The organism is Azospirillum sp. UENF 312511 (assembly GCF_058780635.1).
Map to the genome: position 1 here is coordinate 1,582,774 of NZ_JBSNCG010000003.1, position 13,063 is coordinate 1,595,836.

Consider the following 13,063-nt stretch of genomic DNA (forward strand, 5'->3'; position numbering starts at 1 on the left):
GCGTGATTTTTGCCGCAGTCCGGACCGTTCGCTTTCTGTCCTATTGCCACGGCGAGGGCGGCTGATTAGACTTTCCTTCCGTTGGGAATGACGCACCGATGTCGTCTTTGACGTCACGCGCCGTTCGCTGAGGGACGGAGACGTTCAAAGCCGCGGGCAAGGTTGCGGGACGCTCAAGAAGCTCGACTCAACCCGTTGCTCCTGGAGCGATGCTTTTCTTAAAACTCGACGTGGCAAAGGCGGAGTCCAACTTCGCCGAAGGGATAGTATTGCCGTCCAGTTGGGAGGCATCCACCGTTGGAGTCTTCAGGAGAGGAACGTTTTGAAGGCAAGAAGCCTAAGTTAAAGGACCTGCGTTAAGGGGTCCGGGTTCGGTCGGGCGGGATGGTGCCCCCTGCGGCGCGGGGCCGTCCGGGGGGAAGGGAGCGGGGTAGGGGAAGCATGTCGGTCGGCGCGTCGTTGGATCAGCAGTGGGCCCGCATCCGGGGCCGCCTCAAGGACGAGGTGGGCGAGATCGCCTACCGCAGCTGGCTGCAGCCGCTTTCCTTCGCCGGAATCCGCGGCGGGGAGGTGCGCATCGTCGTGCCCACCCGCTTCATGCGCGACTGGGTGCTGACCCACTACGCCGACCGCATCCGCAACCTGTGGGCCGGCGAGAATCCGGACGTCCTGTCGATCGACGTCGTGGTCGCTTCGGCCAACGCCCCATCCATGCTGATGCCGGAGGAGGACGCGGGCGAGCCGTCGCGCGATCCCGCTCCGGCCGACGGTGCCGGCGGCGGCCCGGTTCCCCCGGCGCCTGCCCCGCGGGCCGCGGCGCTCAGCCAATCCGCTCCCTATGGGGCCAATTCCTACGGGGCCAATTCCTACATCGGCTCGTCCTATTCGGCGGGACCGCCCTCTTTCGCGTCGGACGAGTCGCCCACGGCGGTCGCCTCGGTGCTGGAGGACCGGACCGACATCTCGGCGCCGCTGGACCCCCGCTTCACCTTCGAGAATTTCGTGGTGGGCAAGCCGAACGAGCTGGCCCACGCCGCCGCCCGGCGCGTCGCCGACGCCACCTCGGTCACCTTCAACCCGCTGTTCCTCTACGGCGGGGTCGGGCTCGGCAAGACGCACCTGATGCACGCCATCGCCTGGCAGATCCGGCGGAACGATCCGAACCGCAAGGTGATCTACCTGTCGGCGGAAAAGTTCATGTACCAGTTCATCCGGGCGTTGCGCTTCAAGGACACCATGGCCTTCAAGCAGCAGTTCCGCTCGGTGGACGTGCTGATGATCGACGACGTGCAGTTCATCAGCGGCAAGGACAGCACCCAGGAAGAGTTCTTCCACACCTTCAACGCGCTGGTGGACCAGAACCGTCAGGTCATCATCTCCGCCGACAAGAGCCCGTCCGACCTGGAAGGCATGGAGGAGCGGCTGCGCTCCCGCCTCGGCTGGGGCCTCGTCGCGGACATCCACCCGACCACCTACGAGCTGCGGCTGGGCATCCTCCAGGCCAAGGCCGACGCGCTGAACGCGGCCATCCCGCTGAAGGTGCTGGAGTTCCTCGCCCACAAGATCACCTCCAACGTGCGCGAGCTGGAAGGGGCGCTGAACCGCATCGTCGCCCACGCCGAACTGGTCGGCCGGGCCATCTCGCTGGAATCGACGCAGGAGGTGCTGCACGACCTGCTGCGCGCCAACGACCGCCGCGTCACCATCGACGAGATCCAGAAGCGGGTGGCGGAGCATTTCAACATCCGCGTCGCCGACATGCATTCGGCCCGCCGCGCCCGCGCCGTGGCCCGCCCGCGGCAGGTCGCCATGTATCTCGCCAAGCAGCTCACCGCCCGCTCCCTGCCGGAGATCGGTCGCAAGTTCGGCGGGCGCGACCACACCACCGTGATGCACGCGGTGAAGAAGGTGGAGGAGTTGCGCACCACCGACCCCGCCTTCGCCGAGGACGTCGAGCTTCTCCGCCGCATGCTGGAGAGCTGACGACTTCGAGACGGTCCCTTGGGCCGTTACAGGTCGATGAAGTTTGCGCCCACTCCCGCTTGAGCCATGGACGGCGCCCGGATATCGCGGCACAGTTGCCGCTGCGGCGGAGTCCGGCTGGACCGGCCCCGCGGCCGGCCCCGCGATGGGCATGGCCGGCATGAATTCGGGCCAATAAGAAAAGGGGAGAGCAGGTGCCATGACCAAGGTTCCGGAAACCACCAGCTTGGAACAGCGCTCCAGCGCCGAGACGCAGCGCGCCGCCAAGGGCTTCACCCGCCGCCTGCTGCTCCAGGGGACCGCCGCCGCCGCGGGCGTCGCCGCGGTCGGCCCCTTCATCCTGCGCGAGGGCCGCGCCGCGTCGGGCAGCGTCAAGATCTTCTCCTGGGCCGGCTACATCAGCCCGGACATGCTGGCCGACTTCGAGAAGAAGACCGGCATCAAGGCCACCCTGACCGAATACGGCACCAACGACGAGCTGCTGAACCAGCTCAAGGCCACCGGCGGCGCCGGCTTCGACATCATCCACCCCACGGTGGACCGCGTGCCGAACTATGTGGAGTTCGAGCTGGTCCAGCCGCTGGACGAGTCGAAGGTCAAATGGGACGGCTGCCTGAAGTCGGCGGTCGAGGGCTCCGCCGCCATGGGTGGCGTGGTCGGCGGCAAGCGCTTCTTCGCTCCTGCCGACTGGGGGACCGAGGCCATCGCCTACGATCAGGCCAAGGCGCCGCTGACCTACGGCACCGCCAGCTACGGCGACCTGTGGAAGCCGGAGCACGCCGGCAAGGTGACGGTGCGCGGCCATTCCGGCCTGATCGGCATCGGCCTGTGGCTGGAAGGCCAGGGCAAGCTGCCCCACCCGATCCGCGAGCAGTTCAAGGACGAGGCGAAGGCGCGCGCCAACTTCGACGCGATCCTTCAGGTCGCCGCCGCCAACAAGAAGGCCATCGGCCAGTTCTGGTCGAACGAGAATGAGGCCCAGGGCGCCTTCCGCACCAACGGCTGCGTCATCGGCCAGACCTGGGACTCGTCCGCGGTCGCCCTGCGCAAGGAGGGGCTGCCGGTCCGCTTCCTGGCGCCGAAGGAAGGCGCGCTGGCCTGGATGGAGGGCTTCGCGATCCCGGCCAAGGCGGCGAACCTGGAGCAGGCCTACGCCTGGATCAACTGGTTCTACACGCCGGAGGCGGGCGCCCTCTACACCAACCATTCCGGCATCTCCAGCACGGCGGTCGGGGCGGAGGCGCATCTGTCCGACCTGAACAAGCAGTTCTTCGCCGACGCCTATCCGGGCGACGCGCTGCAGAAGCTGTGGTGGTGGCCGATCCAGGAGGCCTGGTACGTCTCCATCCGCAACGAGTACCAGGACCGCTTCCTGGCCGCGTGACAATTCCCCTCTCCCCTCCGGGGAGAGGGCTGGGGTGAGGGGGATGCGCTTTGGCCGGACGTACCGTCACGCGCACCCCCCTCACCGGCCCTCCGGGCCACCCTCTCCCCGGAGGGGAGAGGGCTAAGGGCGGCGACGTGTGATCGCCCCACAAGGGATTGACCTTCCAATCAGGTGCCTATGAGTCAGGACGTCCAGCTCGAGTCCGTCACCATGCGGTTCGGTTCCGTCACCGCCGTCCGCGACGTGTCGCTGACGGTCGGGGCGGGGGAATTCTTCAGCTTCCTCGGCCCCTCAGGCTGCGGCAAGACCACCATCCTGCGCATGGTCTCCGGCTTCATGGAGCCGACGGAGGGTGCCATCCGCATCGGCGGCCGGGACATGCGCGGCATCGGCCCCAACAAGCGCCCGACCGCGCTGATCTTCCAGAATCTCGCCTTGTTCCCGCTGATGACGGTGGCGGAGAACATCGGCTTCGGGCTGGAGGTGCGCGGCGTGCCCTCGGCGGAGCGCCAGGGGCGGGTGCGCAAGCTGCTCGACCTCGTGGCCCTGCCGGACGCCGCGGAGAAGAAGGTGACGGAGCTGTCGGGCGGCCAGCGCCAGCGCATCGCCATCGCCCGCGCGCTGGCCGTGGAGCCCGCCGTCCTGCTGCTCGACGAGCCGCTGTCGGCGCTGGACCTGAAGCTGCGCCAGCACATGCGCGCCGAGCTGCGCGACCTGCAGAAGCGGACCGGCGTGACCTTCATCTACATCACCCATGACCAGGGCGAGGCGCTGACCATGTCCGACCGCATCGGCGTGATGTCCAGGGGCGTGCTGGAGCAGGTGGGCGACGGACGGGCCATCTACGACCATCCGGAAACCGCCTTCGTCGCCTCCTTCGTGGGGGAGAACAACCGCTTTTCCGGCACCGTCGCCGAGTCGGCGGGCGGCATGGCCGCTCTGGACACGCCCCGCGGCCGTCTGGTCGGGCGCAACCCGCGCCGCCTCTCGCCCGGCGACCGCGCCACCCTGTTCGTCCGGCCGGAGCGCATGGCGGCGGGCGCGGGGGCGGAGAACGCGCTGGAGGCGCGGGTCACCCACCGCGATTTCGAGGGCGCCTTCATCAACGCCTTCCTGGAGGGCGGCATCACCGTTCAGGTGCCGCATCTCGGCGACGAGCCGCCGCTGACCCCCGGCGAACCCGCCCGGATCGCTTTCCGGGCCGAGGACGCCGTGGTGCTGCCCGACGCGCCGGCGTAAAGCCGTTCAGCGACCCACGGGGACAACCGCGCGGAAGGGCACCTTCTCGAAGTCGCTGACCAGCGCGTCCAGCCGCACCGCCCAGGACCCGGCCACCGGCAGGGCCACCCCGTCCGCCGCGTAGACGCCGGGCGCCAGCTTGGGCAGGGGGCGGGTGATGCCCTCGATCCCGGCGGCGGGCAGGGCCAATTCCGCCGACACCTCCAGGGCGTCGATCGGCGTGCCGTCCGGTCCCGTCAGGCGCATCTCGACGCGGTTCGCTCCCGGCGTCGCCGGGGTCACCGTGACGATGGCGGTGCGCCCGCGCGCCACAACCGCGGTGCTGAAGCCCGCCGGCTTCTCGGCGAAGACCGGCAGGGCCTGGGTGCGCGGCGGCGGTGTGGTGCCCAGCCCGGCGGTGAACAGCACGACCAGCGCGGCCACCACCATTTCGGTGTGGACGCTGGCGCGCAGCCGGACCGCTCCCTCGGCGCCCATGGTCTCCAGCCGCGGGGTCAGCCGCCAGCGGTTGACGGCGGCCAGCGCCAGCAGGGCCAACGCGCAGACGATCTTGCCGGTCCAGATCTGGCCGTAGGCGGTGGTCAGGATGGCGCGCGGGTCGGCGAGTTGCAACACGCTCAGCCCCGCCCCGGCGAGCAGCAGCACCGCCACCGCCGGAACCGCCCAGCCCGAGAAGCGCCGGACCAGCCACAGCGACTCGGCCGGCGGCTCCGTCCGCAGCAGCACGGCCAGCGGCCAGAAGCTGCCGATCCAGAAGGCCACCGCCAGACCGTGCAGGGCGACCAGCGGCACGCTGAGCCAGCGCGGCTCCGCGGTCGCGGCGTGGCCGGTGGCGGCCAGCGCCAGCGCTGCCCCGACCGCCCCGATGACCAGCAACACGCGGCCCATCGTCCCGCGGTCTTCCAGCGCCAGCCCCAGCGCGGCGGCAATCAGGCTGAGCAGCGCCAGCAGGACGCTCGGCCCCGCCGTGCTGGTCAGGCCGGCGATCCAGGGCGAGGCGCCGGCCAGGGCGGACAGCGGCGCCCCTTCCAGCACCGCGCCGGCCAGCCCGGCGTTCAGCAGCGCCACCAGGGCGGCGACGCCGACGCTCAGGCACAGGCCGGGGCGCAAGCGGCGGTTCAGCGGACTCCACCGCCCCGCCACCAGAACCAGGAACAGCCCGCCGCCCACCGCGGCGAGCAGGCTTCCGTAATGGGCCGCCCGGACCGCCGCCGCGGCCAGCAGCGTCGCCGGCGGCGTCGCCCCGCCCCGCTCCGCCGGTCGTTCCGGTTCCGCACCAATCCCGAACAGGAGCGATCCGGCGACCGGGTGGCCGTCCGCCGAGCTGACGCGGTAGCTGAGGATGTGCGTCCCCACCGCCAGCCCGCCGGGCAGCGCGATGCGCAGCGCCCCGTCCCCGGCGGCCGGGGCGGGCAGGGGAAGCGTCACCCCGCCGGGACCGATCAGCGTCACCGACACCGGCCGCACCGGCTCGTTGAAGCGCAGCACGGCCTCGGCGGGCGGGCTGTCGAGCCGCGCCCCGTCCTCCGGGGCGCTCTCGACCAGCACGGCATGCGCCAAGGCCGGCGCGGACAGGGACAGCAGCATCAGGGCGGCGACCCACCCCACGACCAGCTGGCGCATGCGTTTTTCCTTCCCTTACGGCTTGGCGGTCAGGGTAACGCCGGGGGCCGGCTCCTTGTAGTCGTGGTCGGTCTTGCCCGGTTCCGGGATCTCGATCCAGCGGTGCACGCCCGTCTCGCATTCCTGCACCACGGGGAAATAGACCACGGTGCCGGGGGCGGCGTCGGGCAGGCGGGCGCGGAAGACGAACTCGTCGTAATGGGCGTCGGGCAGCGAGCCGCCGGTCCAGGCGATCTCGGTGACGCCCTTGCTCAGCGACTCGCCGTAGTAATCATAGGCCTTGGCGTACGGACCTTCCTTGGTCGTCAGGGTCCAGCCGGGCTTGGGCATCGGCTTCACCGCGATGACCCCCTCCGGAATCTGCACGCGGAGGGCGACGGTGGGGGAGGCGCCGCAGCCATGGCCGACGCGCAGCACGCCCTTGTAGGTGCTGGCGGCGGGGGCCTGCTTGGTTTCCAGCGTGGTGTGGGCGAGGGCGGCGGACAGGGGCAGGCAAGCGAGGACGGCGGCAGCCAGCAGGGCGCCGCGGGTGTTGCGAATCATGGGAACTCTCCGGTGTGTGCACAGGCGCCGGGTTTGGCCGTAGGGCCTGGTTCCGACCGACGGCGTCTCCGTTTCCGCAGCGCGGCCCCCACCCCGGCCCTCCCCCGCTTTGCGGGAGAGGGTGCCTTGCGTGAGGCAGCGGCAGTCCCCTCCACCTCGTAGAGGGGGAGGGTTAGGGAGGGGGCAACCGTCAGCGACGACGGGGAGACGGAAAGAGAAGCGGTCGCGTGTCAGAAAAGGCCGTTCAGCCGCAGGTCCGCGCCTGCGAATGCGTGTGTGTCTGCGAGGGAACTCGATTCAGACACCCACCGGAGGCGCCCGGGCGGAGAAGGCGCGCGGGGCGCGGCCGGCTCCGGCCTCGTCGTCCGCGGGCAGCGGAACGGCGGCCAGCACGATCCCGGCCGGCGGCAGCGGGGCCGGCGCCACGGCCGGACCCAGCAGGGACCCGCCGCCCAGCGACAGGCAGATCGGGCAGTAGGTGACGTGGCCCGGCGTGCCGTCGGGGACGGGACCATGGTCGGCGTGCGGTGCGGCGGAGGCGTCGGGCGCGGCGCCGGAATGGCAGATCGAGCCGGCCATGGCGAACGGCACCGACTCCGCCAGCACCCTGGCCAGCGGCGCCGGGACGTGGGTGGCCATGACCAGGGCGTGAAAGATCAGCACCAGCGCGGCGACCCACGCTGTGGCTTCCCTCATCACCCCGGATGTCCGCCATGCACGCATGACGCCACTATGGGCACAGTCCAAGCCTCCAAAAAAGGCAATAAAGTTGTGGTTATTGGACGGGGCATGGCCTCGCTTGCGCTCCGGACCTGGGTCATGAGAGGCTTTCGATCCTAGAATTTCGGCGGGTGGGGGAGTGGTCATGGGCGGCGTGCTGCGCCGGTACGGTCCGGTTCTGACCGCGGCGATCCTGCTGGCGGTGGCCGCGTGGCTGCTGCTGCTGGTCGTGCTGCCGCAATTGCTGATGGTGGATTTCTCCTTCCGCCCGTCGCTGCCGCCCAGCAAGGCCGGCGGGCCGGAGGACGTCTACACGCTGCGCAACTACGCGACGCTGTGGACCAACCAGATCCATCTGGCGATCTTCCTGAAGACGATCTGGGCGAGCAGCCTCGTCACCGCGGTGACGCTGGCCGTCTGCTACCCCATCGCCTTCTACATGGCGCAGGTGGCGCCGCGGCGGCGCCTGCCGCTGCTCGTGTTGATGCTCGTCGTGCCCTTCTGGATCAACGAGTTGCTGCGCACCTTCGCCTGGTACATCATCCTGGCCTTCAACGGGCCGCTGAACGCGCTCCTGGTCGGGCTGGGCATTTTTTCGGAGCCGCAGCGGCTGCTCGGCGGCGACGCCGGGGTGATTATCGGGATGGTCTACGTCTACATCCTCTTCATGGTGTTCCCGATCATGAACGCCATGGAGTCGCTGGACCGCAACCAGATCGAGGCGGCGCGCGACCTGGGGGCCGGCTGGCTGCGCATCCACCGCCGCATCGTCATCCCCCACGCCAAGCCGGGCATCGCGGTCGGCTGCATCATGACCTTCATGCTGGCGGCGGGCAGCTACGCCGTGCCGGCCCTGCTGGGCGGACCGCAGAGCCGCTGGTTCACCGAGGTCATCTACAACTGGTTCTTCGAGGGCGGGAACTGGAACCAGGGGGCGGCTTACGCCTTCATCCTGCTGATCCTGTGCGTCGCCTTCATCCTGCTGATGATGCGGCTGTTCCGCGTCGGCCTCACGGATATTGCGAAATGATGGGGCCGACATGACCGCCGCAAGTTTCCGCCGCTGGGTCACCGGGGCCTATCTGGTCCTGTTCTTCGGCTATCTGTTCCTGCCGCTGGGGATCATGGCGGCGGCGACCTTCAACAGCAGCCGCTTCCCGACCGTCACCCCCTGGATGGGCTTCACGCTGCAATGGTTCGGCGCCCTGTGGGCCGATCAGCGCATGTGGCAGGCGCTGGGGACCAGCCTGCTGGTCGGGGCGGGGGTGATCGCCGTGGCGGTGCCGCTGGGGCTGGCGGCGGCGCTGCTGCTTGACCGGCTGCACAGCCGGGCGCGGACCTTCCTCTACGCCGTGATGGTGTCGCCGCTGCTGACGCCGGGGGTGATCGTCGGCATCTCCACGCTGGTCTTCTGGCGGGAGTGGTTCGGGGTGACCGGCGGCCTGTTCCTGACCATCCTGGCGCAGTCGAGCTTCATCGCGGCCTATGCGATGCTGCTGTTCCTGGCGCGGTTGCAACGGTTCGACCCGACGCTGGAGGAGGCGGCGCTGGATCTGGGCGCCACCCACGGGCAGGTGTTCCGGCGGATCACGCTGCCCTATCTGACGCCGGCCATCCTGTCGGCGTCCTTCCTGGCCTTCCTGCAGAGCTTCGAGAACTACAACACGACGCTGTTCGTCCGCGGGCTGGACACCACGCTGACGGTCTACATCGCCTCGAAGGTGCGCACGGGCCTGACACCCGCGGTCAACGCGCTGTCGCTGATCCTGATCGCGCTGACCATCCTGGGCGCCGTCGTCTACGAAATCCTGCGCCGGCGCGAAGCGCGCCGGCAGCCGGACCCCGCGTGACGGCGGCGCTTGAAGCGGATGTTCATCCGCTTCGGACCGCGACGGCGGTCCCGGCCGCACATGCGGCCGAAGCCCGCCGGCGAATGAGGCGTTAAAAACTAAAGCGAGCGACGTTCGCTTTATTCTTCGCTCTCGTCCGCGTCGGCTTCGATCTGGGCGGCCAGATCGCGCAGCATGTCGATGACGTCCTCGTGGCTGGTCTCGTCCACGGCGGTGTTCACGGCGGCCTCGATCATGGCGACGGCGATGTAGGGGCCGAGGACCCCGCCTTCCTTGATCGCCGCCTCGAGATGCTTCTCGGCGACCGACAGGGCCTTCTCGAAGAGGGCCTCGGCCGTCTGGTTGGTGCTGTCCTTGCTCATCTTGCGGTCCGTTGCGGGTGTATGGTGCGACTCCTATAACACCGGCCCGCCCGGGTTGGCGCGGCAAATCGGGACGGTGCGGGGAATGACCGTCATGCCCGGGCTTGCCCCGGCCCGCCGCACCGGCCACATTCGGCCGGAACCACCATCCGACAGGCGACCATGACCGATCCGACCCGCCCCGACCTCTACCGTTTCTGGATCGCGGAGCATGTGCGCTTCGCCGACCTCGACGCGCTCGGTCACGTCAACAACAACGCCATCGGCGTGTATTTCGAGCAGCTGCGCGTGTCGCTGGTCCATGAGTGCGGCGGTTTCCGCGGCGAGTCCCCCTGGACCGTGGTGCTGGCGCGCAGCGTCATCGACTACAAGGCGGAATTGCGGTTCCCGGCGGACATCCGCGTCGGCGCGCGGGTGGCGAAGGTCGGCAACACCTCCGTCGTGCTAGGGGCGGCGATCTTCGAGGGCGACCGCTGCATCGCCGTACAGGAGGCCGTCTGCGTCATCGTCGACAAGGACAGCCACCGCCCGACCCCGGTGCCGGCCGACCTGCGCGACGCCCTGGCCCGCTACGTGTGAGGACGCCGTGCCGCCTCTGTCCTTCAACCGTCGCACTCTGCTGACCGGCTCCGCCCTGCTGGCCGGGGCCGCTCTGCTGCCGCGCGCGGCCCGTGCGGCGGTGGGGGAGGGGACGGCGGTCCACCTGTCCGCCGGTCCGGCCCGCGCCAGTCTGGCGGGGACGGGCTTTCCCGATACGGCGGTCTGGGCCTATGACGGGCGGATTCCGGGGCCGGAACTGCGCTTCCGCCAGGGCGACACGGCGCGCATCGCCTTCGCCAACGCGCTGCCGGAGCCGACGACCATCCACTGGCACGGCCTGCGCGTCCCCAACGCCATGGACGGGGTGCCCGGCCTGTCGCAAGCCGTGGTGCCGGCGGGTGGGCGGTTCGACTATGAATTCCCGCTGAAGGACGCCGGCACCTTCTGGTACCACCCGCACGTCAACAGCGGGGTGCAGGTGGCCCACGGCCTGACCGGCGCCTTCATCGTGGAGGAGCGCGAGCCGATCCGCGTGGACCGCGACCTGCTCTGGCTGCTTGGCGACTGGCGCCTGACGAAGGAGGCGGAACTGGCCGGCGGTTTCGGCCATCCCATGGACGCCACCCACGCCGGGCGCATCGGCAACACCGTCACCATCAACGGCGCCGTCCGGGACAGCGTGCCGGTCCGCGCCGGGGAGCGTGTCCGTCTGCGCCTGATCAACGCGGCGAACGCCCGCGTCTTCGCGCTCGACTTCCAGGGGCACGCGCCGCGGGTGATCGCGCTCGACGGCCAGCCGGTGACGCCGCACGCCCCGCCGGACGGCAAGGTGGTGCTGGGACCCGGCCAGCGCGCCGACCTTGTGATCGACATGGCCGGCAGGCCGGGTGAGGGGTTCGACGTGGTCGACGGCTTCTACCCGCGCATGGCCTACCGGCTGACGCGGCTGACCTACAGCGGCGAGGCGCCCCTGCGCGACTCGCCGCTGGACGCCCCGATCGCGCTGGCCGCCAACCCGCTGCCCGAACCCGATCTTGCCGGCGCCGTCCGCCAGGACGTGGTGCTGGACGGCGGGATGCACGGTGCCATGCCGAAGAGCGCCGGGCCGCGCGGCCCCTTCTGGGCGCTGAATGGCGTGGCTGCTATGGGGCATCATCATCTGGAACCGCTCATCACCGTCAAACGCGGTCAAACGCAGGTGACGGCCTTCGTCAACGAGACCGGCTGGTGGCACCCCATGCACCTGCACGGTTTTCCCTTCCGCGTCCTCTCGCGCAACGGCCGGCCGGCCGAACACCGCGAGTGGCGCGACACCGTCCTGCTCGGCCCCCGTGAGACGGCCGAGATCGCCTTCGTGGCCGAAGAGGCCGGCGACTGGATGCTCCACTGCCATGTTCTGGAGCATCAGGAGACCGGCATGATGGCCGTCCTGAGAGTGACCGCGTGAAACGACCCGCCCCCAAACACCGCCCATCCCCCCGCAGCGGCGAGCCCCGCACCGCCCCCCGTGTCGCCCCGCAGGTTGCCGAGGTGACCGTCACCGAGGTCGGCGCCCGCGGCGACGGCATCGCCAGCTTCGAAGATGCCAAGCTCTTCGTGCCGCTGACTGTCCCCGGCGACCGGGTGCGGGTGTCCGTGAAGGAGGCTGCCAACGCTAAGGGAGACGGTCTGCGCGCCGACCTGCTGGAAGTCCTGGAGCCCGGCCCCGGACGCGCCGCGCCGCCCTGTTCCCATTTCGGAACCTGCGGCGGCTGCACGCTCCAGCATATGGAGGACGCCACCTACGCCGCCTGGAAGGTCGGGCTGGTGCAGGGTGCGCTGGCCCGCATCGGGCTGGGCGACACGCCCCTGGAGCCGCTGTCGCGGACTCCACCGGCTGCGCGCCGCCGCGCCCGCTTCGCCGCGCTGAAGCGGGGGCGCCGCGTCTGGCTCGGCTTCAACGAGCGGATGAGCCACCGGCTGACCGATCTGGCGGAGTGTCCGGTGCTGCGGCCCGGCCTGTTCGCCCTGGTGGAGCCGCTGCGCGGGCTGCTGCTGTCGGTTCTGCCGGACGGCGGAGGCTGCGACGTGATCGCCACCGATCTGGAGGGCGGGATCGACCTTGTGCTGGTCGGCCCGCGCAGCCTGGACCGCGCGGCGCGGGAACGGCTGGTGGCCTTCGGCGAGGCGGAGGGGGTGGCCCGCATCTCCTGGCAGGCCGATGAACGGCAGCCGGATGGCCGTGGCACACCGGAGCCCATCGCCCACCGCCGCCCGCTGGCGGTGTCTTTCGCCGGACTGCCGGTCACCCCGCCGCCCGGTGCCTTCCTCCAGGCGAGCGCCGAGGGGGAGGCCGCCCTGGTCGCCGCCGTCCTCGCCAACATCGGGGAGCCGAAGCGGGTGGCCGATCTGTTCGCCGGGCTGGGCACCTTCGCGGTCCCGCTGGCCCGGAAGGCGGCGGTCCATGCGGTGGAAGGGGACGCCGCGGCGCTGGCCGCGCTGAACAAGGCGGCCGGGGCGCTGCGCCTGACGACGGAGCGGCGCGACCTGTTCGAGAATCCGCTGACGGCGAAGGAGCTGGCGCGGTTCGACGCGGTGGTCTTCGACCCGCCGCGCGCCGGCGCCGCCGCCCAGACGCAGGCGCTGGCCGGGTCGAAGGTGCCGCGGGTGGTGGCGGTGTCCTGCAACCCGGCGACCTTCGCCCGCGATGCCCGAACGCTGGTGGACGGCGGGTACGTGTTGAGCCGCGTTTATCCCGTGGACCAGTTCCTGTGGTCCGCCCACGTCGAGGTCGTCGGGGTGTTCAGCCGCCCGTAGAGTCCGCGAAGGGGGACCAC

The 13,063-nt window shown here is 70.4% G+C and carries 12 protein-coding genes; 8 read left to right on the top strand and 4 right to left on the bottom strand.

Annotation, left to right across the window (positions count from 1 at the left end):
- The first annotated feature begins 441 nt into the window (after positions 1 to 441).
- The 3 genes from dnaA to ACWPN7_RS18830 all read left to right on the top strand — a co-directional run bounded on the left by dnaA (position 442) and on the right by ACWPN7_RS18830 (position 4,609).
- A complete protein-coding gene (gene dnaA, locus ACWPN7_RS18820) occupies positions 442 to 1,983 on the top strand; it encodes a chromosomal replication initiator protein DnaA (RefSeq protein WP_459196111.1) in 1,542 nt (513 codons plus the stop codon).
- Positions 1,984 to 2,182: 199 nt separating this feature from the next.
- On the top strand, positions 2,183 to 3,367 hold the full coding sequence (locus ACWPN7_RS18825) for an extracellular solute-binding protein (protein WP_456529632.1): 1,185 nt from the start codon (positions 2,183 to 2,185) through the stop codon (positions 3,365 to 3,367).
- 180 nt (positions 3,368 to 3,547) lie between these two features.
- Positions 3,548 to 4,609, top strand: coding sequence for an ABC transporter ATP-binding protein (locus tag ACWPN7_RS18830; protein ID WP_492273410.1), 1,062 nt, complete (start codon positions 3,548 to 3,550; stop codon positions 4,607 to 4,609).
- 6 nt (positions 4,610 to 4,615) lie between these two features.
- Here the strand turns inward: ACWPN7_RS18830 and ACWPN7_RS18835 are convergent, their stop codons facing one another.
- The 3 genes from ACWPN7_RS18835 to ACWPN7_RS18845 all read right to left on the bottom strand — a co-directional run bounded on the left by ACWPN7_RS18835 (position 4,616) and on the right by ACWPN7_RS18845 (position 7,471).
- On the bottom strand, positions 4,616 to 6,232 hold the full coding sequence (locus tag ACWPN7_RS18835) for a copper resistance CopC/CopD family protein (protein ID WP_459196109.1): 1,617 nt from the start codon (positions 6,230 to 6,232) through the stop codon (positions 4,616 to 4,618).
- Between the two features lie 15 nt (positions 6,233 to 6,247).
- Entirely contained in the window at positions 6,248 to 6,775 is a 528-nt protein-coding gene (locus ACWPN7_RS18840; protein ID WP_456510673.1) for a YcnI family copper-binding membrane protein, read from the bottom strand.
- Positions 6,776 to 7,072: 297 nt separating this feature from the next.
- Positions 7,073 to 7,471, bottom strand: a complete 399-nt coding sequence (locus tag ACWPN7_RS18845; RefSeq protein ID WP_459196108.1) for a DUF2946 family protein — start codon at positions 7,469 to 7,471, stop codon at positions 7,073 to 7,075.
- Positions 7,472 to 7,640: 169 nt separating this feature from the next.
- Between ACWPN7_RS18845 and ACWPN7_RS18850 the strand changes: the two genes are divergently transcribed.
- Positions 7,641 to 8,525, top strand: coding sequence for an ABC transporter permease (locus ACWPN7_RS18850; protein WP_459196107.1), 885 nt, complete (start codon positions 7,641 to 7,643; stop codon positions 8,523 to 8,525).
- Between the two features lie 10 nt (positions 8,526 to 8,535).
- Positions 8,536 to 9,345: an ABC transporter permease gene (locus ACWPN7_RS18855; protein ID WP_103039937.1), complete on the top strand. Its 810-nt coding sequence runs from the start codon at positions 8,536 to 8,538 to the stop codon at positions 9,343 to 9,345.
- Positions 9,346 to 9,464: 119 nt separating this feature from the next.
- On the opposite strand, the gene ACWPN7_RS18860 is transcribed toward ACWPN7_RS18855, so the two are convergent.
- Positions 9,465 to 9,707 carry a hypothetical protein gene (locus ACWPN7_RS18860; RefSeq protein ID WP_035670021.1) on the bottom strand — a complete coding sequence of 81 codons (243 nt, stop codon included), beginning with the start codon at positions 9,705 to 9,707 and terminating at the stop codon, positions 9,465 to 9,467.
- A 162-nt stretch (positions 9,708 to 9,869) separates the two neighbouring features.
- Here ACWPN7_RS18860 and ACWPN7_RS18865 point away from each other — a divergent pair, with 162 nt between their 5' ends.
- The 3 genes from ACWPN7_RS18865 to ACWPN7_RS18875 are packed head-to-tail and all read left to right on the top strand — an operon-like array spanning position 9,870 to position 13,043.
- Complete coding sequence (locus ACWPN7_RS18865) at positions 9,870 to 10,286, top strand: acyl-CoA thioesterase (protein ID WP_038525544.1); 417 nt, start codon at positions 9,870 to 9,872, stop codon at positions 10,284 to 10,286.
- A 7-nt stretch (positions 10,287 to 10,293) separates the two neighbouring features.
- On the top strand, positions 10,294 to 11,694 hold the full coding sequence (locus ACWPN7_RS18870; RefSeq protein ID WP_459196106.1) for a multicopper oxidase family protein: 1,401 nt from the start codon (positions 10,294 to 10,296) through the stop codon (positions 11,692 to 11,694).
- Positions 11,691 to 13,043 (top strand): class I SAM-dependent RNA methyltransferase, encoded by a 1,353-nt coding sequence (locus ACWPN7_RS18875; RefSeq protein ID WP_149650051.1) that lies wholly within the window; start codon positions 11,691 to 11,693, stop codon positions 13,041 to 13,043. Before ACWPN7_RS18870 ends, ACWPN7_RS18875 begins: the two co-directional genes overlap by 4 nt.
- Positions 13,044 to 13,063: the final 20 nt, after the last annotated feature.

Bases quoted from the DNA above. Each gene is read 5' to 3' on its own strand.
- ACWPN7_RS18830 (WP_492273410.1), top strand. From the start codon at position 3,548: ATGAGTCAGGACGTCCAGCTCGAGTCCGTCACCATGCGGTTCGGTTCC.
- ACWPN7_RS18855 (WP_103039937.1), top strand. From the start codon at position 8,536: ATGACCGCCGCAAGTTTCCGCCGCTGGGTCACCGGGGCCTATCTGGTC.
- dnaA (WP_459196111.1), top strand. From the start codon at position 442: ATGTCGGTCGGCGCGTCGTTGGATCAGCAGTGGGCCCGCATCCGGGGC.
- ACWPN7_RS18840 (WP_456510673.1), bottom strand. From the start codon at position 6,775: ATGATTCGCAACACCCGCGGCGCCCTGCTGGCTGCCGCCGTCCTCGCT.
- ACWPN7_RS18860 (WP_035670021.1), bottom strand. From the start codon at position 9,707: ATGAGCAAGGACAGCACCAACCAGACGGCCGAGGCCCTCTTCGAGAAG.
- ACWPN7_RS18845 (WP_459196108.1), bottom strand. From the start codon at position 7,471: ATGAGGGAAGCCACAGCGTGGGTCGCCGCGCTGGTGCTGATCTTTCAC.
- ACWPN7_RS18865 (WP_038525544.1), top strand. From the start codon at position 9,870: ATGACCGATCCGACCCGCCCCGACCTCTACCGTTTCTGGATCGCGGAG.
- ACWPN7_RS18850 (WP_459196107.1), top strand. From the start codon at position 7,641: ATGGGCGGCGTGCTGCGCCGGTACGGTCCGGTTCTGACCGCGGCGATC.
- ACWPN7_RS18835 (WP_459196109.1), bottom strand. From the start codon at position 6,232: ATGCGCCAGCTGGTCGTGGGGTGGGTCGCCGCCCTGATGCTGCTGTCC.
- ACWPN7_RS18825 (WP_456529632.1), top strand. From the start codon at position 2,183: ATGACCAAGGTTCCGGAAACCACCAGCTTGGAACAGCGCTCCAGCGCC.